We start from the raw sequence: 18,296 nt of genomic DNA, 5'->3' as shown, positions 1-18,296 counted from the left end.
TTTTTGGACTAATCTCAAGCTATCCATATACCAAGAGGTGATTTATGAGTCAATCTGCAACAAGCTGCTTTGTGGTGACTTTTCGCTATCAGGAAGCGGGACTGACCGACCTGGCCAAGCTGACCGGGCAATTGACCCGTGAAGGTTTTGTCACGTCGGTGACAGACGAAAATGGCGTTCATCATGAGCTCGGCAGCAACAGTTTTGCGTTCATAACCGTTCTGGATCAAGAGGATGTGCAGCGACTTGCGCAGGGGTTCGGGCAGTTGGCGTTGGGAAAACAGCCGGAGGTGGCGATCTGCACCTGTAAGGACTACCTTCAGCGGTTACATACTGATACATAAAATGCTATAACTCCCCGGACGGAATTATTTTTCAGTTGGAGAAATAGCCCCGCCGGCGGTGGGCAAGTGACGCTTGACTTCGCTTCAATTGATATTGATAATCATTTTCATTTGAACCAGGAGACGTCATCATGCCATTGATAACTTGCGCTTTTCGTCGCAGTCGCCCTCCCCGCGCTGCCGCACTGTTACGCCCCTTCACGCTCGCCTGTTTGCTGCTCGGCGCCGCTCTGGTCAGCCAACCCGCGCTGGCAGAAAAAAAGCTGCGCGTGGTGACCACTTTCACCATCATTCAGGATATCGCCCAGAACGTGGCGGGTGACGCCGCCGTCGTGGAATCCATCACCAAACCGGGCGCCGAGATCCACGATTACCAGCCCACCCCGCGCGATATCGTCAAAGCGCAGCACGCCGACCTGATCCTGTGGAACGGCATGAACCTGGAACGCTGGTTCCAGCGCTTCTTCGAGAACATCAAGCAGGTGCCGGCGGCGGTCGTGACCGAAGGCATCACCCCGCTGCCGATCCGTGAAGGGCCCTATAACGGCAACCCGAACCCGCATGCCTGGATGTCACCGAGCAACGCGCTGGTATATATCGAAAACATCCGCAAAGCGCTGGTGGCGCACGATCCGGCCAATGCGGAAACCTACAACCGCAACGCCAAGGCCTACGCAGAGAAAATCGGCGCGCTGGACGCCCCGCTGCGCGAACGCCTGGCGCGCATTCCGGCCGCGCAGCGTTGGCTGGTGACCAGTGAAGGCGCCTTCAGCTACCTGGCGCAGGACTATCAGCTGAAAGAAGTCTATCTGTGGCCGATCAACGCCGATGAGCAAGGCTCGCCGCAACAGGTCCGCCGGGTGATCGACGCGGTGCGCGCCCATCATATTCCGGTGGTGTTCAGCGAGAGCACCATTTCCGACAAGCCGGCCAGACAGGTGGCGAAAGAGACCGGCGCCAAATACGGCGGCGTGTTGTACGTGGACTCGCTGTCCACCCGCGATGGCCCGGTGCCGACCTATATCGATCTGCTTAACACCACCGTGCAAACCATCGCCAAAGGATTCGATCAATGACCCATGAGCTGTTTGTCCGCCCTGAATTGAGCGTGGACGACGTCACCGTGACCTACAACAACGGGCACACCGCCATTCATAACGCCAGTTTTACCCTGAGCGGCGGTTCTATCTGCGCGCTGGTGGGCGTTAACGGCAGCGGTAAATCGACGCTGTTCAAAAGCATCATGGGGCTGGTCAAGCCCACCAGCGGCCGGGTGTCGCTGAGCGACAAACCGGTAGCGGACGCGCTGAAAAAGAACCTGATCGCCTACGTGCCGCAAACCGAAGACGTCGACTGGAACTTCCCGGTGCTGGTGGAAGACGTGGTGATGATGGGCCGCTACGGCAAGATGAATTTCCTGCGCATTCCGTCGCGCGAGGATCGCTTGCGGGTCGACAAGGCGCTGGAGCGCGTCGGCCTCAGCGAGCTGCGCGGCCGGCAGATCGGCGAACTCTCCGGCGGTCAGAAAAAGCGCGTGTTTCTGGCGCGCGCCCTGGCGCAGCAGGGCACGGTGCTGCTGCTGGATGAGCCTTTCACCGGCGTGGATGTGAAAACCGAGAATGCCATTATCGATCTGCTGCGCTCGCTGCGCGACGAGGGGCATCTGATCCTGGTTTCCACCCATAACCTCGGCAGCGTGCCGGAGTTCTGCGATCGAGTGATCCTCATCAACCGCACGGTGTTGGCCGCCGGCCCGACCGAAACCACCTTCACCCAGAGCAATCTGGAGCTGGCGTTCGGCGGCGTGCTGCGCCATATCAACCTCTCCGGCCCGGATCTGCACGACGACAACGATCCGCGCACCGTCACGGTGTTGACCGACGATGAACGCCCGGCGGTGTTCTATGGCCACACCAAGAGCGATCCGCCTGCCAACAGTCAGGCCAGGGAGAAACAATCCTGATGCTGGACCTTCTGCTGCAACCTTTCAGTTATAACTACATGGTGAAGGCCATCTGGGTCAGCGCCATCGTCGGCGCCGCCTGCGCGTTTCTGTCCGCCTACCTGATGCTGAAAGGGTGGTCGCTGATGGGCGATGCGCTGTCGCACTCGGTGGTGCCCGGCGTGGCCGGCGCCTATGCCCTCGGCCTGCCCTACGCCGCCGGCGCCTTCTTCACCGGCATGCTGGCGGCGCTGGCGATGACGCTGGTGCGCCACATCACCCGGCTGCGCGAAGACGCCATCATCGGCTTTATCTTCTCCACCTTCTTTGCCGTCGGCCTGCTGATCGTGTCGCTCAACCCCACCTCGGTCAACGTACAGTCGATCATCTTCGGCAATATCCTCGGCATCGCCGACGAAGACGTGCTGCAGGTGGAAATCATCATCGGCGTTTCGCTGCTGATCCTGTGCCTGGTGTGGAAAGATCTGCTGGCGGTGTTCTTTGACGAAAGCCACGCGGTGTCGATCGGCCTGTCGCCGCTGAAGCTGAAGATCCTGTTCTTCACCCTGCTCAGCGCCTGCACCGTCGCCGCACTGCAAACCGTCGGCGCCATTTTGGTGATCGCCATGGTGATCACGCCGGGCGCCACCGCCTATCTGCTGACCGACCGCTTCAGCCGGCTGGTGATCATCGCCATCATCATCGGCGCATTGACCAGCGGCATCGGCGCCTACCTGAGTTTCTTCCTCGACGGCGCCACCGGCGGGGTGATCGTCACCCTGCAAACGCTGGTGTTCCTGGCGGCGTTCTGCTTCGCGCCGAAACACGGCCTGCTGGCGGCAAAACGTCGCGTAGCACAGTCACCAACCGGAGGCCGCTGATGGACACGCTCTACCAACTGCTCAGCGAACCCTTCGCCTACCCGTTCATGCAGCGGGCGATCGTCGCCGCCATCGTCACCGGCGTGGTATGCGCCGTGCTCTCCTGCTATCTGGTGCTCAAGGGCTGGTCGCTGATGGGCGACGCCATCTCGCACGCCGTCTTGCCCGGCATCGTAGTGGCGTTCGTCATCGGCATTCCGCTGGCGATCGGCGCCTTCCTCTCCGGCATCTTCTGCGCGGTGGCCACCGGCTACCTGAAAGAGAACAGCCGGGTGAAAGAAGACACGGTGATGGGCATCGTTTTCTCCGGCATGTTCGCCTTCGGCCTGGTGCTGTTCTCGCGCATCGACACCGACCAGCACCTGAGCCACATTCTGTTCGGCAACATGCTGGGCATCACCGACGGCGAGCTGAAGCAAACCCTGCTGATCGCCGGCTTCACCCTGGCGGTGGTGTTGCTTAAACGCAAAGACTTCATGCTCTACTGTTTCGATCCGCACCATGCGCGGGTGATTGGCCTGCCGGTCAAGCTGCTGCACTACGGGCTGCTGTGTCTGCTGGCGATGACCATCGTCGCCTCGCTGCAGGCTGTGGGGGTGATCCTGGTGATCGCCATGCTGATCGCCCCCGGCATCATCGCCTTTATGCTGTGCCGCCGCTTCGATCGCATGCTGATGGTGGCGACGGTGGTGTCGGTGTTCTCTTGCGTGCTCGGCACGCTGATCAGTTTCCACATCGACGGCGCAACCGGGCCCTGCATCGTCATTGTACAGGCCGTGCTGTTCGTTATCGCCTTACTGTACGGTAAACTGCGTCCGTTACAGCGTAACCAAACCGCCCTGGGCGACAGTTAAACGCCCTCCTCTGATGCGGCGGCGCTCTCCGCCGCATCCTGTTTCCTCTGCCCCCTTATCCGTTGTCATCAAGTTGCAACCGGTATTGCGCTTAAATTAATCAATAGGGTATATACTGTGAGCTGGCGGGATGCTGAAAAAATCGCCGCCTTTGACGCCGGCTGTGCGCCGCGTCGTGTTTTCACCACGGGAAAGACGCTAACCTAATGAATTATCAGGCAGCACAGAGGGGGAAATACCATGTGGCAAGCCGTTAGCCGTCTGTTAAGTGAACATCTTGGCAGCGCAGAGATACGCGAAAGGATTGAACTGCCCGGGGGCGACATTCACCCGGCGTGGCGCGTGAGTTACGGTGACAACGAGGTGTTCGTGAAATGCGACGCCCGTGAACAACTGCCGATATTCACCGCCGAGGCCGATCAGCTGGCGCTGCTGGCGCGCAGCAAAAGCGTGCGGGTGCCGGAAGTGTACGGCGTCGGCAGCGATCGCGACTACAGCTTCCTGCTGCTGGAGTATCAGCAGTTGAAACCCCTCGACGCCCATGGCGCCTACTGCCTGGGGCAACAACTGGCGCATCTGCACCAGTGGAGCGAGCAACCGCAGTTCGGTCTCGACTTCGACAGCGATCTGACCACCACCCCGCAACCCAACGCCTGGCAACGCCGCTGGTCGGAATTCTTCGCCGAGCAGCGCATCGGCTGGCAGCTGCAGCTGGCGGCGGAAAAAGGCATGACCTTCGGCGACATCGACGACATCGTCGATCGGGTGTATCTGCGCTTGCAGCACCACCAGCCGCAGCCTTCCCTGCTGCACGGCAACCTGTGGCCGGGCAACTGCGCGATGACCGCCAACGGGCCGATACTGTTCGATCCGGCCAGCTACTGGGGCGACAGAGAGTGCGATTTGGCGATGCTGCCGCTGTATCCGGAGCTGCCGCCGCAGATCTACGACGGCTATCAGAGCGTGTGGCCGCTGGGGGCCGGATTTATCGAACGCCAGCCGCTGTATCAGCTGTACTACCTGCTCAACCGCAGCAATCTGTTCGGCGGCCAGCATTTGGTGGCTGCCCAACGCGCGGTGGAGGCGCTGTTGCAGCCCGAAGCGTCATAACGTTCCGGGGCGCCGAGCGGCGCCCCGTTCATGGTTCAGGCCGCGCCGGCCAACTGCCCCAACAGGCGGATCACGAACCAGGCGATCACCGCAATCACGATCGGCAGGATGTACAGCGGGAAGTACTGCAGGAAGATGGTGTGGTGCGGCAGCGTAATGCGCTCCTCAAGCTGTTGGCGCGTGTGCCCTTCGCTGCCCTTGGCCTGCTCCAGGATCATCTGGTCTTCCAACCCTTCGCGGATGAACTTGACCTGACGCGACATGCGCGCGCCGGAAGCCTGCAGCGCCAGCCCGACGAAGATCAGAATATAGATGATGATGAACATCAGATTGGCGCCGCTGAACAGGCTTTTATCCACGTCGGGCACCGGTGAGTTGTACCAGAAAAGGTTCAGGAACGGCGTGTTGAAACGCACCATGTCCACCATCACGTGGACGAAATCCAGCATCACCGCGTTGATGCCCTTGGTTTTTTCACTGTGCTGATAGATAAAACCCAGCACGGAAATCAGCGTCGACAGCAACGCCGGGATAAAAACCACCCATCCGAGAATGCGTTTCAAAATGGCGAGACGCCCGGCCTGTTGATACGTCATGTGTTCCCCTTGTTAGCGACGTAACCGAATCGGCTAAGTCTACCTGCTGTTGGCGAAACTCGCCCACCGTTTTCTTCACTCCCGCTGTGCTACAAGCTTAGCCGAATTAGTCGAAATCAAAAACTTAACCGCGCCGGCACACTATCATTGAAGAGATAACGTTATCCATTCGGGCAGAGGCCGCCATGATTCGACTGATTATCTTATTGCTGGGCGCGCAGGCGCTGCACGGTCAGCGCCGTCTGCTGGTGCTGTTCGGTTGGCTGTGGATAGCCGCAGGGGCGCTGATGCTGTTCGACATCCTGCAGGATGGCCGGTCGGTGCTGGCGCTGGATGCGCTGGCGGTCATCCTGGCGCTGGAGGGGTTGGTGGCGGTATCCGCCGCGCTGGTGATCGGCTCTTCGGCCAGCAGGCCGGTGCTGCTGAAAGGATTGGGTTTTGTCTTTATGGCCTTTTTAATGCTGGACGTGCCCGCAGACGATAACATCGTCGCCACCGTGGTGTTTGGCAGCGCGCTGCTGCTTGACGGCGCCGTGCGCATCGCCTCCTCCACGGTGATTCAACACAGTCGATGGAAAGGCGTGGCGCTGGCGGGCAGCGGCGAGATCCTGCTTTCGTTGATGATTTTTGTCGGCTGGCCGGCGCCGCATCGGATGACGGTGCCCTTTTGCCTCGGCGTGATGATGGTGCTTTCCGGCTGGGCCTTATTGCGTATCGCCCGGAGACTGACAAGCTTCTCTCTGAATCAGCACCCCGCGCGGCAGCCACCGCACCCGGAGGATGAGACTGCGCCGCTCACGGTGTATGTCTGGACACCGATTGGTGCGGCTAAAGATCCGCGCCGGCGTTACATCGTCGACCGATACATCGCGGCGGTCGACGGCGGCGGCAATATCTCCACCGGTCACGCCGCCCTGGCGCTCGCGCCGGATGTGTATATCAGTCACTACCCGCTCAACGACATCAGCCATTCCGTTCAGGATTTCCGCCAGTTGTTGCATGCCGGCGAACAGAACAACGTCGACGGGCGTTTCCTGCCCGACCTGGCGGGCGAGATCGCCGCCTGGTGCCCCCCGGACAAGAAAATTCAATTCTACCGCTATAACCCGGCGGCGCTGCGCGCATTCTGGCTGCGTTATCGGCAGGACGCCACCTACAATCTGACCCGGCGCAACTGCTCCACCACGGTCATCGGCGCGCTCGACAGCGCGTTGGAAGGCGTGCTGGGCGATAAACATCTGTGGCGCCGCTTTCTGTTGCTGGTGCTCGATCCCAACCTGTGGATGCTGGCGGTACTGCGCAGCCGCGGCGAAAGCATGACCTGGACGCCGGGTTTGGTGCTGGACTACGCACGCATGTTGCAACAGGTCACCGAGCGTCAACACCAGCGCTGGTGGCTAAAATTGCGCGAGGTGTGGAATATCCTGCGTTTTGGCAAAAGCCAAACGCGCAGGCAAAGGTTTTAGTCTCGTCACCGGCGATGATAAAGTGTCGGGCACATTCACCCGCGCCGGCAGGAGTTAACCGTTAATGGCTTATTCGCAACGCATTGAAACCGCAATTTTTGATATGGACGGCTTGTTGATCGACTCGGAACCGCTGTGGCTGCAGGCTGAGTTGGATATCTTCGGCGCGCTGGGTTTGGATCTGTCCGACCGTCACAAGCTGCCGGACACGCTGGGGCTGCGCATCGATCTGGTGGTGAAGATGTGGTATCAGGCGATGCCGTGGCAAGGGGTTTCGCTTGATGAGGTGTCGGCGCGGATTATCGAGCGCGCCATCGAGCTGGTGCACGAGACGCGCCCGCTGCTGCCGGGCGTTCAGCAGGCGCTGGAGCTGTGCCGCCGCCAGGGGCTGAACATCGGTCTCGCCTCCGCCTCGCCGCTGCACATGCAACGGCAGGTGCTGAAGATGTTCGAGCTTGAGGATTACTTCGATCAGCTGGTTTCCGCCGAATACCTGCCGTACAGCAAGCCGCACCCGGAGGTCTACCTGATCGCCGCCGAACGCCTGGGCAGCGATCCGCTGCGCTGCATCACGCTGGAAGACTCGTTTAACGGCATGATCGCCACCAAGGCCGCACGCATGCGTTCCATCGTGATCCCGGCAGCCGAATACCGTCACGATCCGCGCTGGGCGCTGGCGGACCACAAGCTGGACACCCTGGAACAGCTCACCCCCGCCCACTTTGCCTGACCTGCGACGCCGGCCATCGGCGCCCTGGGTTTGCCGCTCTGCGTCATAAAAGGGATCCGCACCGCAAAATAAACGAAACACCGTTTCATTTTATTGAATTGGCATGACGTTCTCATTATGCTGCATGGCAGGGAAAGCGACGGCCCGCGGCGCGTTGTCACTGCCACGCAGCGCGGTTCAAGGCCGCCGCTTCCTCCCGCCACACGCCGAGCAACCGTCTTTTTTCTCACCGCCATACGTCCCCCATCGCCCGCTTTTTGTTCTCGCCCGTCAAAATCGATGCTTTGTTACCCATTGCCGTAACAAGCCGTTGTAAAACAGGGGAAAATAAACAATTGGTTACAGGGTAACTGCTTCCACTACTGGGAATTTTCCCATATACTGGATAAATTAACAGTTTACCAGTCGGAATCGCAACAGCATGACCGCGGAAGGACACCTTATATTCTCTGTCGCTTGCGCGATCTTCGCCAAGAAGGCGGAAGTGACGCCAGAGCTGGCTACCGGCGACTGGTGGCACATCATACCCGCCGCGCTGCTGACCTCACTGCTGCCGGACATAGATCACCCCAAGTCGGTGCTGGGCCAGCGTCTGCGCTGGATCGCCATTCCCATCGCCCGCGCCTTCGGCCACCGCGGTTTCACCCACAGCCTGCTGGCGATCGCCGGCGGCATGGCGCTGTTTCAGCTTGATGTGCCGCGCAGTTGGCCGATCCCGGCCGACGCGCTGCACGCCATGATCATCGGTTACTTCAGCCATCTGCTGGCCGACATGCTCACGCCCGCCGGCGTACCGCTGCTGTGGCCGTGCCGCTGGCGTTTTCGCCTGCCGCTGCTCAACTCGCAAAAAGGCAATCAGTTGGAGCGCGTGCTGTGCCTCTGCCTGGTGGCGTTTGCCATCTGCTGGCAAGGTGATTTCACCCTCCCGGTGCAATCCTACGTAGAGCAAATCAGAAATATTAGACTCTGATCACAAAAAATCGCTCAACCCATCACCCATGTGTATATAAAACGAACAAAGTCACACAAAAAGCTATATTAAATTCCATTTGGATATAAGTAGGCCCCTCGGCAAACTGTTACGATATTTACATCGCGACACACCTAATGGTGCGTAGTCGTTTTTATATAAGAAAGATTATTGGAGATATTGGGGATGAATCTTCCGCTCGTGATTAACGTGCTGGTGTTTGTCGCGCTCCTTTTGCTGCTGGCGCAAACCCGCCACAAGCAATGGAGCCTGGCGAAAAAAGTGCTGGTCGGCCTGGTGGTCGGCGTGGTGTTCGGTCTGGGGCTGCAGCTGGTGTACGGCGCCGACAACCCGGTACTGAAAGAATCCATCAGTTGGTTCAACATCGTCGGCAACGGCTATGTGCAACTGCTGCAAATGATCGTCATGCCGCTGGTCTTCGCCTCTATCCTGAGCGCGGTCGCCAAATTGCATAACGCCTCTTCGCTGGGCAAAATCAGCGTTCTGACTATCGGCACATTGCTGTTCACCACGCTGATCTCGGCGCTGGTGGGCGTGCTGGTCACCAACCTGTTCGGCCTGACCGCCGAAGGCCTGGTGCAGGGGGCGCAGGAAAGCGCGCGCCTGACGGCGATCCAGACCAACTACGTAGGCAAACTGGCCGATCTGACCGTGCCGCAGATGGTGCTGTCGTTCATCCCGAAAAACCCGTTCGCCGATCTGACCGGCGCCAGCCCGACCTCAATCATCAGCGTGGTGATTTTCGCCACCTTCCTCGGCGTGGCGGCGCTGCAGCTGCTGAAAGACGACAAGCCGAAAGGCGAGCGCGTGCTGGTGGCTATCGATACCCTGCAGGCCTGGGTGATGAAGCTGGTGCGTCTGGTCATGAAGCTGACGCCGTACGGCGTGCTGGCGCTGATGACCAAAGTGGTCGCCGGCTCCAACATTCATGACATCGTCAAGCTCGGCAGCTTCGTGGTGGCCTCCTATATCGGTCTCGCCATCATGTTCGTGGTACACGCCATCCTGCTGGCCTTCACCGGCGTGAACCCGATGAAGTTCTTCCGCAAGGTGTGGCCGGTAATCACCTTCGCCTTCACCAGCCGCTCGAGCGCCGCCAGCATTCCATTGAACGTGGAAGCGCAGACTCGCCGCCTGGGCGTGCCGGAATCCATCGCCAGCTTCTCGGCGTCGTTCGGCGCCACCATCGGCCAGAACGGCTGTGCGGGCCTCTACCCGGCGATGCTGGCGGTGATGGTTGCGCCGACCGTCGGCATCAACCCGCTGGATCCGGTGTGGATCGCCACCCTGGTCGGCATCGTCACCCTCAGCTCCGCCGGTGTGGCGGGCGTGGGCGGCGGCGCCACCTTCGCCGCGCTGATCGTGCTGCCGGCGATGGGCCTGCCGGTGACGCTGGTCGCGCTGCTGATCTCGGTCGAACCGCTGATCGACATGGGCCGTACCGCGCTGAACGTCAACGGTTCCATGGCGGCGGGCACCATCACCAGCCAACTGATGAAGCAAACCGATAAAGCCGTGATGGACAGCGAAGACGAAGTCGAATTGGCTCACCGTTAACGCCTTCCGCGAACGAAAAAACCGGGGATGATCCCCGGTTTTTTTATGCCCTGCGTTCGGTCGTTACGGCCGCTCGCCGTTCGCCAGCCGCCGGTTGATATCGGCGATCACACCCGGCAATTGCGCCAGCGTATCTATCACATAGTGCGCGCCCGCCGCGTACAGCTTGTCGGCGGCGGCCGTGCGGCGGCGCTCGATCTCCCCTTGCGGCATTTGGCGATACTCCTGCCAGGTCGCGCCAAACTCGTTGCCGGACAGCGCCAGCCCGACGCTCCACATCCCGGCGTTCAGCCCTTCGGCAATGCCCGGCACCGCGTCATCCACCTTCACGCAATGCGTCACCGCATCGATGCCCAGCGCAATCACGTTTTGCAACGCCATCCACGGCCCCGGTCGCCCGCCGGCCGCGAGATCGTCGGTGGCGACCCAGTAATCCGGCGCGTAGCCGCGCTGCGCTGCGGCAGGCGCCAGCACCGCCATCACCGCGCGCGGATAACCGGAGCAGGAGCCGATTTTGATGCCCTGTTCACGCAGAGCGGCAATCACCTGCGGCACGCCCTCGATGGGATCGGCGAAGTCGACCACTTTGGCGATTTGCAGCGGCATAAACGCTTGATACAGCGCGTCGATATCCTGGTGGCTCATCGAGCGGCCCAGCTTCTGCCGCCAGCGCGCGTCAACCGCCGGCAACTTGCCCAGCGCCTCGATGTGTTGCCATTTGCCGAGCCCCATCGGAATGCGCGCTTCCGCCAGGCTGATGTCGATATCGAAAGTGCGTTTGAACGCCTCGACGAAAATCTGCGTCGGCGCAAAGGAGCCGAAGTCCACCGTGGTGCCGGCCCAGTCGAGGATCACTGCCTTGATCTGTTTCATGGTCAATCCTTATTGATTCCAGTACATCGCCTGCCCGACGGCCGCCAGCAAACGTTCGATATCCTGCGGATAAATTTCGCCGATGTTGCCGATGCGGAAGCAGTCGCTCTGCGACACTTTGCCGGGATAAATCACGAAGCCCTGCTGCTTCAGGCGCTGATAAAACTCGGCGAAGCGGTAAGTGTCGGCCTTCGGCGAATAGAACGCCGTGATGATCGGCGAATGCAGCGCATCGTCCAGCAGGGTCTCAAAGCCCAGTTCACGCATGCCCGCCACCAGCCGACGCTGATTGGCGTGATAGCGGTCGTGACGCGCGGCAATGCCGCCCTCTTGTTCCAGCTCTTTCAGCGCCTGCGCGAAGGCCAGTACGGTGTGAGTGGGCGACGTAAAGCGCCATTTGCCGGCCTGGTCTTCCATACAGCGCCACTGGGCATACAAATCCAGTGACAGCGAGCGCGAACGGCCGGCGCATTTCTCCAGTTCGCTGCGGCGGGCGATGACGAAAGCGAAGCCCGGCACGCCCTGAATGCATTTGTTGGCGGAGCTGATCAGAAAATCGATGCCCAGCGCGTCCACATCCAGCGGAATGCCGCCGAAGCTGCTCATGGCGTCGACGATAAAGGTCTTGCCGTTGCGCGCCGCCAGGCCGGCGACTTTCTGCAGCGGGTTGAGCATGCCGGTGGTGGTTTCGCAGTGCACCATGGCGATATGGCTGATGCGCGCATCGCTTTTCAGCACCGCCTCCATCACCGCCACGTCCGGCTCATTGACCTCGCCGCAGTCGAAAGCGTGGTGGTCGATATCCATCAGCCGCGCCATTTCGATCATCCGTGCCCCGTAGGCGCCGTTGTTGACGATCAGCAGCTTGTCCTGCGGGCCGATGACCGTGCCCAGCACGCCTTCCACCGCAAAGCTGCCGCTGCCCTGCAGCAACACCGAGGTGTAACCGGCGGACGGCGTCGCCAGCGCCACCAACTGCTGGCGGATGCGCTGCACCACGCCGAGGTTGTAATCTTCATCCCAGGTGCAGCTGTCAAACAGCATCGCCTCTTTTACCGTTTTCGACGTGGTCAATGGGCCGGGGGTCAACAGCAGGTAGTTACGATCGGACATGTTATTCACCTATTTGGTCTATACCAGATTGCAATCATTGTGGCGGCAAATTCCTTCCCCGGTCAAACGACAAAGCGCGGTGAAACAAAAAATTCATCTGGCTATGTATAATAAGCGCGTGCCGGAATGTCGGGCCGATGCCATAGCGAGATGAAATGAAAGAACATCAGGGCGATATGCCCCACTACCTGCAGATCAAGGATCAGCTTCAGGCGCGTATCACCCGCGGCGCGCTGCAGGCGGGCGACAAGCTGCCTTCGGAGCGCGAGCTGTGCGCCATCTTCTCCACCACCCGCGTTACCATTCGCGAGAGCCTGGCGCAGTTGGAGGCCACCGGCGCCATCTACCGCGCCGATCGCCGCGGTTGGTTCGTCACGCCGGAGCGGCTGTGGCTGGACCCGACGCAGAACACCAACTTCCACCGCCTCTGCCAGGAGCAGGGGCGCGCGCCGCGCACCGCGCTGCTGTCCGGCGAAAAAACCACGGTGCCGCTCGACGTGATGCAGCCGCTGGCGCTCGAACCGTTCGATCAGGTGTATCTGCTACGCCGCGTGCGTTACGCCGACGGCCGCGCCATCTGCTATTGCGAAAACCACTGCCTGCCGCAGCGGGTGCCGGAACTGCTCAGCCACGATCTCAACGGCAGCCTGACCGAGGTTTATCAGCAGCATTACGATTTGATTTACAGCAACATGCACCTGTCGTTCTACCCGACTGCCCTGCCTTATCGCGCCGCCAACGCGCTGGGTGCCATGGTCGGCCTGCCCGCGTTGCTGCTGCGCCGCTTGAATTACGATCAGCACGGCCGCATTCTCGATTTCGATATCGAATACTGGCGCCACGACAGCCTGCGCATCGAAGTCGATACGCTTTAACCCCCTGCCCAACGGGGCCTGCGCACGCAGGCCCGCCTTTCTCTCCCGCGTCGTCCTCCCCGTTTCCGGCAATGATATTTTGCTGATTTCATTTGTTTGTCATATTCGCCGATTAGCGTGGCCGCATATCTGGTGTATACCAGTTTCGCATTAACCCGTAACAGTGAGGCTGAAGCTATGAAACTTTCTCGACTGGTCGTGATGACCGCCATCGCACTCGGCTCCGCGCCGCTCTGGGCCGCCGAGGCGGTGGTGACCGTCTACTCCGCCGATGGTTTGCACGACGGCGATCACAGCTGGTATCAAACGCAGTTCGACGCCTTCACCCAGGCGACCGGCGTCAAGGTGCAGTACGTCGAAGGTGGCTCCGGCGCCATCGTGGAACGCCTGTCGAAAGAGCGCAGCAACCCGCAGGCCGACGTGCTCGTGACGCTGCCGCCGTTCATTCAACGCGCGGCGGCGGAAAAACTGCTGCAGGACTTTACCCCGCAGGCGGCCGCGCAGATCGCCAACGCCCAGCCGCAGTTCGTGCCGCTGGTGAACAACTACCTGAGCTTCATCTATAACGCCAAACTGCTGCCGCAGGCGCCCGCCAGCTACCAACAGCTGCTGGACGCGCAGTTCCGCAATAAGCTGCAGTACTCCACGCCGGGCCAGGCGGGCGACGGCACTGCGGTGATGCTGCAAGCGTTCCACAGCTTCGGCGGCAAAGACGCCGGTTTCGACTACCTCGGCAAGCTGCAAAGCAACAACGTCGGCCCTTCCGCCTCCACCGGCAAGCTGACCGCGCTGGTCAATAAAGGGGAGCTGCTGGTGGCCAACGGCGATCTGCAGATGAACCTGGCGCAGATGCGCAGCAACCCGAACGTGAAGGTGTTCTGGCCGGCCGGGCCGGACGGCAAGCGCAGCACGCTGGTGCTGCCTTACTACATCGGCCTGGTGCAAGGCGCGCCGCAAAGCGCCAACGGCAAAAAGCTGATCGATTTCCTGCTGAGCAAAGAGGCGCAGAGCAGCGTCAGCGCCATTTCCTACGGCATGCCGGTGCGTAAAGACGTGACCCCGGCCGACGATAACTTCAGGCAGTCGCAGGCTGCGCTGCAGGGCGTGGATATCTGGGCGCCGGACTGGAATCAGGTGGTGAGCAGCCTGCCCGCCGACATTTCCCGCTGGCACAAGGTGACAGAATGACGCTGACCATGCATTCCCTTCTCGCTTCCCGCGCCGAGGCGCGGGATAACAGCCAGGACATCGCCGGGCCGTCGGGCATTCAGCTCGACCGCGTCAGCGTGTCGTACCGCGGCACCGAAGTGCTGAAACCCCTGACGCTCACCATCGCGCCCGGCGAAGTGCTGGCGCTGATCGGCCCCTCCGGCTCGGGCAAAACCACCGTACTGCGAGCGATTGCCGGTTTCGTGCAGCCGTCCGCCGGACGCATCGCCATCGGCGATATCGATGTCACCGACGTGCCGCCCTATGAACGCGGCCTGGGCATGGTGGTGCAGAACTATGCGCTGTTTCCGCATATGCGCGTCGAGGACAATGTGGCGTTCGGCCTGCGCGCCCAGGGCAAGCCGCGCGGCCTGACCGCCGAGCGCGTCGAAGAAGCGTTGGCCATCGTCGGCATGTCCGCCTACGCCAGGCGCTATCCCAGCCAGCTTTCCGGCGGCCAGCAACAGCGGGTGGCGATCGCCCGCGCCATTGCGGTGCGCCCCAAAGTGCTGTTGCTGGATGAACCGCTGTCGGCGCTGGACGCGCAAATCCGCCACAGCATGGTGGAAGAGATCGCCCGCCTGCACCGCGAGCTGCCGGATCTGACCATCCTGTACGTCACCCACGATCAGGGCGAAGCGCTGACGCTGGCGGACAAGATCGGCATCATGCGCGACGGCCACCTGATCGCCCACGGCGAAACCCGCGCGTTGTACCACCATCCGACGAACCGCTTCGCCGCCGAGTTTCTCGGCCGCGCCAACCTGCTGCCGGCCACCGCGCTGGAGACCACCACCGGGCAAGGCATGACCACCGTCAGCTGCGCCGGCAAAGTGATCGGCTGTTTCACCTACGGCGCACAACGCGGCTTCGACAAGCTGCTGTGCATCCGGCCGCAGCATATTGCGCTCGATGCCGACGCTCAGCGCAGCAACTGCCTTATCGGCACGCTACGCGATATTCATTGGCAGGGTGAACTGACGCACCTGCAGTTCGACGCGCAAGGCCACCCGCTGCGCGTGGTCACCACCCATCGCAGCCGGATGCCGCAGATCGGCGAACGGGTGCCGCTCTATTTCGCCCCCGACGATGCGGTACTGATCGAGGACTGACATGACCGACTCTACGCTTACTCGCCCGGCCCAGCGGCTGCGTTTGTCGCGCCGCCTGTGGATCCTGTTGCCGCTGCTGGCGCTGGCGACGCTGTTTTTCTACCCGCTGGCGTTGATCGTCAAACAGGCATTTACCGACGACCAAGGGCTGTTCAGCGCCGCTGCGCTGCAGCAGGCGTTCGAATCACGCCGCTTTGTCGGCGCCCTTCTCAACACGCTGCAGATCGCGCTGCTGGCGACGCTGGGCTGCCTGGTGCTCGGCACCCTGCTGTCGCTGTTGCTGGTGTTCACGCCGTTCCCCGGCAGCCGTCTGATCGCCCGGGTGATCGATACCTTTATCGCCATGCCGACCTTCCTCATCACGCTGGCCTTCACGTTCATCTACGGTTCCGCCGGCCTGCTGAACGGCACGCTGATGGCGACCTTTGGTTTCACCTTGCCGCCGGTGGATTTTCTTTACTCCATCTGGGGGGTGATCCTGGCGGAAATCACCGTGTTTACCCCGCTGGTGATGCGCCCGCTGATGGCGGCGCTGTCGCAGATCGATCGTAGCCAGCTCGAGGCCGCCAGCATCCTCGGCGCCCGGCCGGGACGGGTGGTGCGCCAGGTGATTTTACCGGCCGCGCTGCCGGCCTTGCTGGCCGGCGGCAGCCTGTGTTTGTTGTTGACCACCAATGAGTTCGGCATCGTGCTGTTTATCGGCGCCAAGGGCGTCACCACGCTGCCGATGATGGTCTACGCCAAAGCGATTTTGGAATCGGACTACGCCGTCGCCTGCGCGATCGCCGTCGTGAATATCGCGCTGTCGCTCGGGCTGTTCTCCCTTTACCGCTACGCCGCGGCGCGCGCCGGGCTGAGGAACTGACGATGTTGATTTGGTCTCGCACCGGACGCACCCTGACCTGCACACTGGCGGTCACGCTGTTCGCCCTGTTCTTCTGCCTGCCGCTGGCGGTGATCCTGATGTCCAGCCTCAGTGAACAGTGGAGCGGCGTGCTGCCGAGCGGCTTCACCCTCAGCCACTTCCGCCAGGCGTTCAGCGGCGCCTCCTGGGACGCGCTGATCGCCAGTCTGGCTATCGGTTTCAGCGCCAGCCTGTTCGCGTTGTTGTGCGGCACCTGGGCGGCGTTGGCGCTGCGCCACGTGCCTGAACGCGGCCGACGGCTGCTGGGCACGCTGTTTTTCATTCCCAGCGCGGTGCCTTCGGTCTCTATCGGTTTGGGGATGCTGGTGGCGTTCAGCCAGGGGCCGCTGCAGATGAACGGCACCTTCCTGATCGTGCCCGCCGCCCACTTCGTGCTGATTTCCGCCTTTACCTTCGGCAACGTCATGGCCGGGCTGACCCGGCTGCCTGACGACTACGAGAACGTCGCCGCCAGCCTGGGCGCTTCGCCGCTGTTTCGCCTGCGCCACGTCACCCTGCCGATGATCGCCCCCTACATGATCTCCGCCTTCGCGCTCAGCCTGTCGCTGTCGATGGGGGAGCTGGGCGCGACCATGATGATCTACCCGCCGAGCTGGGCGACGCTGCCGGTCACCATTTTTAGTCTGACCGATCGCGGCAGCATCGCCAATGGCGCAACGCTGACCATGATCCTGGTGGCGGCCACGCTGTTGCTGATGTTGGTGCTGGAGCGGATTTCTCAGCGGCTGACGCCCGGCGCAAAATAACAGCAAGGCGCCGTCATGGCGGCGCCTTGCTCATCGAAACGCAGGTCAGAACGGGTAGTCGTGATAGCCCTGCTGTTCGGAAATGCGTCGGGCGGCGACGTGCAGCAACGCCACATACTCCTCCCGCGCCGCTTCGGAAAAGCGCAGCGTCGGGAAAGAGATGCTCAGCCCGGCGATCGCCACCCCGAACCTGTCAAAGACCGGTACCGCGATGCAGCGGATCCCCGCTTCTTGCTCTTCGGCATCTTCGCCGTATCCCTGCGCACGCACCCGATCCAGCACCGGCAACAGTTCGGCGGCGCTGGTCAGGGTATGCTCGGTGCTGCGGGTAAATTCAATCTGCGACAGGATCCGCGCCACCTCATCCCGCTCGCGCCAGGCCAGCAGCACCTTGCCGATGGCGGTGCTGTGCAGCGGGTTGCGGCGGCCGATGCGCGAATACATGCGCAGGTTGTACATCGCGTCGATCTTGTGGATGTAGACGATGCCATCCTCGTCCAGGGCGCCGAGGTGGATGGTTTCACGGGTATGATTCGACAGCTCGCGCATCTGCACGTCGGCGCTGCGGATCAGATCGACGTTCTGCAACGATTTGGCGCCCAGTTCGAACAGCTTGAGCGTCAGCGCATACTTTTCCGTCTCGCCCTCCTGTGAAACGTAACCCAGCGCTTTCATGGTCTGCAGAAACCGGTAGACGGTGCTTTTAGACATCATCACCCGCTGGGACAGTTCGGTAATGCCGATCTCGCGCTCATCGCCGAGCGCCTGCAAAATGCCGAACACTTTCATCACGGATGAGACGGCATCCGGTTGCTTGTCTGAATCTGCGTTAGCCATGGCGAATACCCTACTTAACGGTTTTGTTTCAGGAAATTTAAACAAGGGTTTCAGTATAATCGGAACAGATCGCGACGCGCAACGCAGCTGAAGGCTAAGCGATTGAAGCCAAATGAATAACCGCCTGCCGCTCAC

The 18,296-nt window shown here is 61.3% G+C and carries 19 protein-coding genes; 15 read left to right on the top strand and 4 right to left on the bottom strand.

The annotated features are described in order from the left end of the window. Positions 1-44 precede the first annotated feature (44 nt). From ghoS to EDY99_RS07705, 6 genes are all read left to right on the top strand, one after another. Complete coding sequence (gene ghoS, locus EDY99_RS07730) at positions 45-344, top strand: type V toxin-antitoxin system endoribonuclease antitoxin GhoS (protein ID WP_033642868.1); 300 nt, start codon at positions 45-47, stop codon at positions 342-344. Positions 345-475: 131 nt separating this feature from the next. Then, positions 476-1,420, top strand: a complete 945-nt coding sequence (locus EDY99_RS07725; RefSeq protein WP_033642867.1) for a metal ABC transporter substrate-binding protein — start codon at positions 476-478, stop codon at positions 1,418-1,420. Further along, positions 1,417-2,307, top strand: coding sequence for a manganese/iron ABC transporter ATP-binding protein (locus EDY99_RS07720; RefSeq protein WP_033642866.1), 891 nt, complete (start codon positions 1,417-1,419; stop codon positions 2,305-2,307). Before EDY99_RS07725 ends, EDY99_RS07720 begins: the two co-directional genes overlap by 4 nt. Beyond that, positions 2,307-3,167, top strand: a complete 861-nt coding sequence (gene yfeC / locus EDY99_RS07715; protein WP_016927980.1) for an iron/manganese ABC transporter permease subunit YfeC — start codon at positions 2,307-2,309, stop codon at positions 3,165-3,167. The genes EDY99_RS07720 and yfeC overlap by 1 nt, the downstream gene beginning before the upstream one ends. Beyond that, complete coding sequence (locus EDY99_RS07710) at positions 3,167-4,021, top strand: metal ABC transporter permease (protein WP_033642865.1); 855 nt, start codon at positions 3,167-3,169, stop codon at positions 4,019-4,021. The genes yfeC and EDY99_RS07710 overlap by 1 nt, the downstream gene beginning before the upstream one ends. A gap of 240 nt (positions 4,022-4,261) precedes the next feature. Next, positions 4,262-5,131: a fructosamine kinase family protein gene (locus EDY99_RS07705; protein WP_033642864.1), complete on the top strand. Its 870-nt coding sequence runs from the start codon at positions 4,262-4,264 to the stop codon at positions 5,129-5,131. Positions 5,132-5,166: 35 nt separating this feature from the next. On the opposite strand, the gene EDY99_RS07700 is transcribed toward EDY99_RS07705, so the two are convergent. Beyond that, positions 5,167-5,727 carry a YniB family protein gene (locus EDY99_RS07700; RefSeq protein WP_025302601.1) on the bottom strand — a complete coding sequence of 187 codons (561 nt, stop codon included), beginning with the start codon at positions 5,725-5,727 and terminating at the stop codon, positions 5,167-5,169. 185 nt (positions 5,728-5,912) lie between these two features. Between EDY99_RS07700 and EDY99_RS07695 the strand changes: the two genes are divergently transcribed. The 4 genes from EDY99_RS07695 (at position 5,913) to EDY99_RS07680 (ending at position 10,471) form a co-directional block, all read left to right on the top strand. Next, on the top strand, positions 5,913-7,193 hold the full coding sequence (locus tag EDY99_RS07695; RefSeq protein WP_046686946.1) for an HdeD family acid-resistance protein: 1,281 nt from the start codon (positions 5,913-5,915) through the stop codon (positions 7,191-7,193). 64 nt (positions 7,194-7,257) lie between these two features. Further along, entirely contained in the window at positions 7,258-7,923 is a 666-nt protein-coding gene (gene hxpB / locus EDY99_RS07690) for a hexitol phosphatase HxpB (RefSeq protein WP_033652469.1), read from the top strand. 421 nt (positions 7,924-8,344) lie between these two features. Then, complete coding sequence (locus EDY99_RS07685) at positions 8,345-8,893, top strand: metal-dependent hydrolase (RefSeq protein ID WP_033642861.1); 549 nt, start codon at positions 8,345-8,347, stop codon at positions 8,891-8,893. Between the two features lie 186 nt (positions 8,894-9,079). Next, the gene (locus EDY99_RS07680; RefSeq protein ID WP_047576041.1) at positions 9,080-10,471 is read left to right on the top strand and encodes an L-cystine transporter; all 1,392 of its coding nucleotides are present in this window, start codon (positions 9,080-9,082) and stop codon (positions 10,469-10,471) included. Positions 10,472-10,534: 63 nt separating this feature from the next. On the opposite strand, the gene phnX is transcribed toward EDY99_RS07680, so the two are convergent. After that, the gene (gene phnX, locus EDY99_RS07675) at positions 10,535-11,344 is read right to left on the bottom strand and encodes a phosphonoacetaldehyde hydrolase (RefSeq protein WP_116286383.1); all 810 of its coding nucleotides are present in this window, start codon (positions 11,342-11,344) and stop codon (positions 10,535-10,537) included. 9 nt (positions 11,345-11,353) lie between these two features. After that, a complete protein-coding gene (gene phnW / locus EDY99_RS07670; RefSeq protein WP_116286384.1) occupies positions 11,354-12,457 on the bottom strand; it encodes a 2-aminoethylphosphonate--pyruvate transaminase in 1,104 nt (367 codons plus the stop codon). A 155-nt stretch (positions 12,458-12,612) separates the two neighbouring features. Between phnW and phnR the strand changes: the two genes are divergently transcribed. The 5 genes from phnR (at position 12,613) to EDY99_RS07645 (ending at position 17,324) form a co-directional block, all read left to right on the top strand. Beyond that, positions 12,613-13,332 carry a phosphonate utilization transcriptional regulator PhnR gene (phnR, locus tag EDY99_RS07665; protein WP_047576048.1) on the top strand — a complete coding sequence of 240 codons (720 nt, stop codon included), beginning with the start codon at positions 12,613-12,615 and terminating at the stop codon, positions 13,330-13,332. Between the two features lie 177 nt (positions 13,333-13,509). Next, the gene (locus EDY99_RS07660; protein WP_047576050.1) at positions 13,510-14,520 is read left to right on the top strand and encodes a 2-aminoethylphosphonate ABC transporter substrate-binding protein; all 1,011 of its coding nucleotides are present in this window, start codon (positions 13,510-13,512) and stop codon (positions 14,518-14,520) included. Between the two features lie 8 nt (positions 14,521-14,528). After that, the gene (gene phnT, locus EDY99_RS07655) at positions 14,529-15,653 is read left to right on the top strand and encodes a 2-aminoethylphosphonate ABC transport system ATP-binding subunit PhnT (RefSeq protein ID WP_052133800.1); all 1,125 of its coding nucleotides are present in this window, start codon (positions 14,529-14,531) and stop codon (positions 15,651-15,653) included. Between the two features lies 1 nt (position 15,654). Further along, positions 15,655-16,518: a 2-aminoethylphosphonate ABC transporter permease subunit gene (phnU, locus tag EDY99_RS07650; protein ID WP_047576055.1), complete on the top strand. Its 864-nt coding sequence runs from the start codon at positions 15,655-15,657 to the stop codon at positions 16,516-16,518. A 2-nt stretch (positions 16,519-16,520) separates the two neighbouring features. Then, positions 16,521-17,324, top strand: a complete 804-nt coding sequence (locus tag EDY99_RS07645; RefSeq protein ID WP_042784335.1) for an ABC transporter permease — start codon at positions 16,521-16,523, stop codon at positions 17,322-17,324. Positions 17,325-17,369: 45 nt separating this feature from the next. On the opposite strand, the gene kdgR is transcribed toward EDY99_RS07645, so the two are convergent. Beyond that, on the bottom strand, positions 17,370-18,161 hold the full coding sequence (gene kdgR / locus EDY99_RS07640) for a DNA-binding transcriptional regulator KdgR (RefSeq protein WP_047576059.1): 792 nt from the start codon (positions 18,159-18,161) through the stop codon (positions 17,370-17,372). Positions 18,162-18,296: the final 135 nt, after the last annotated feature.

Source organism: Serratia sp. LS-1 (assembly GCF_003719595.1).
In the GTDB taxonomy this organism is placed as follows: Bacteria; Pseudomonadota; Gammaproteobacteria; order Enterobacterales; family Enterobacteriaceae; genus Serratia; species Serratia ureilytica.
The sequence above is the reverse complement of the archived record's forward strand: the minus strand, read 5'-3'. Positions and strand labels throughout refer to the sequence as shown.

Coding starts and splice junctions, on each gene's coding strand:
- EDY99_RS07710 (WP_033642865.1), top strand. CDS start 3,167: ATGGACACGCTCTACCAACTGCTCAGCGAACCCTTCGCCTACCCGTTC.
- EDY99_RS07680 (WP_047576041.1), top strand. CDS start 9,080: ATGAATCTTCCGCTCGTGATTAACGTGCTGGTGTTTGTCGCGCTCCTT.
- phnT (WP_052133800.1), top strand. CDS start 14,529: ATGCATTCCCTTCTCGCTTCCCGCGCCGAGGCGCGGGATAACAGCCAG.
- EDY99_RS07695 (WP_046686946.1), top strand. CDS start 5,913: ATGATTCGACTGATTATCTTATTGCTGGGCGCGCAGGCGCTGCACGGT.
- EDY99_RS07645 (WP_042784335.1), top strand. CDS start 16,521: ATGTTGATTTGGTCTCGCACCGGACGCACCCTGACCTGCACACTGGCG.
- EDY99_RS07720 (WP_033642866.1), top strand. CDS start 1,417: ATGACCCATGAGCTGTTTGTCCGCCCTGAATTGAGCGTGGACGACGTC.
- phnX (WP_116286383.1), bottom strand. CDS start 11,344: ATGAAACAGATCAAGGCAGTGATCCTCGACTGGGCCGGCACCACGGTG.
- EDY99_RS07725 (WP_033642867.1), top strand. CDS start 476: ATGCCATTGATAACTTGCGCTTTTCGTCGCAGTCGCCCTCCCCGCGCT.
- EDY99_RS07685 (WP_033642861.1), top strand. CDS start 8,345: ATGACCGCGGAAGGACACCTTATATTCTCTGTCGCTTGCGCGATCTTC.
- EDY99_RS07705 (WP_033642864.1), top strand. CDS start 4,262: ATGTGGCAAGCCGTTAGCCGTCTGTTAAGTGAACATCTTGGCAGCGCA.
- kdgR (WP_047576059.1), bottom strand. CDS start 18,161: ATGGCTAACGCAGATTCAGACAAGCAACCGGATGCCGTCTCATCCGTG.
- yfeC (WP_016927980.1), top strand. CDS start 2,307: ATGCTGGACCTTCTGCTGCAACCTTTCAGTTATAACTACATGGTGAAG.
- EDY99_RS07700 (WP_025302601.1), bottom strand. CDS start 5,727: ATGACGTATCAACAGGCCGGGCGTCTCGCCATTTTGAAACGCATTCTC.
- hxpB (WP_033652469.1), top strand. CDS start 7,258: ATGGCTTATTCGCAACGCATTGAAACCGCAATTTTTGATATGGACGGC.
- phnU (WP_047576055.1), top strand. CDS start 15,655: ATGACCGACTCTACGCTTACTCGCCCGGCCCAGCGGCTGCGTTTGTCG.
- ghoS (WP_033642868.1), top strand. CDS start 45: ATGAGTCAATCTGCAACAAGCTGCTTTGTGGTGACTTTTCGCTATCAG.
- phnW (WP_116286384.1), bottom strand. CDS start 12,457: ATGTCCGATCGTAACTACCTGCTGTTGACCCCCGGCCCATTGACCACG.
- EDY99_RS07660 (WP_047576050.1), top strand. CDS start 13,510: ATGAAACTTTCTCGACTGGTCGTGATGACCGCCATCGCACTCGGCTCC.
- phnR (WP_047576048.1), top strand. CDS start 12,613: ATGAAAGAACATCAGGGCGATATGCCCCACTACCTGCAGATCAAGGAT.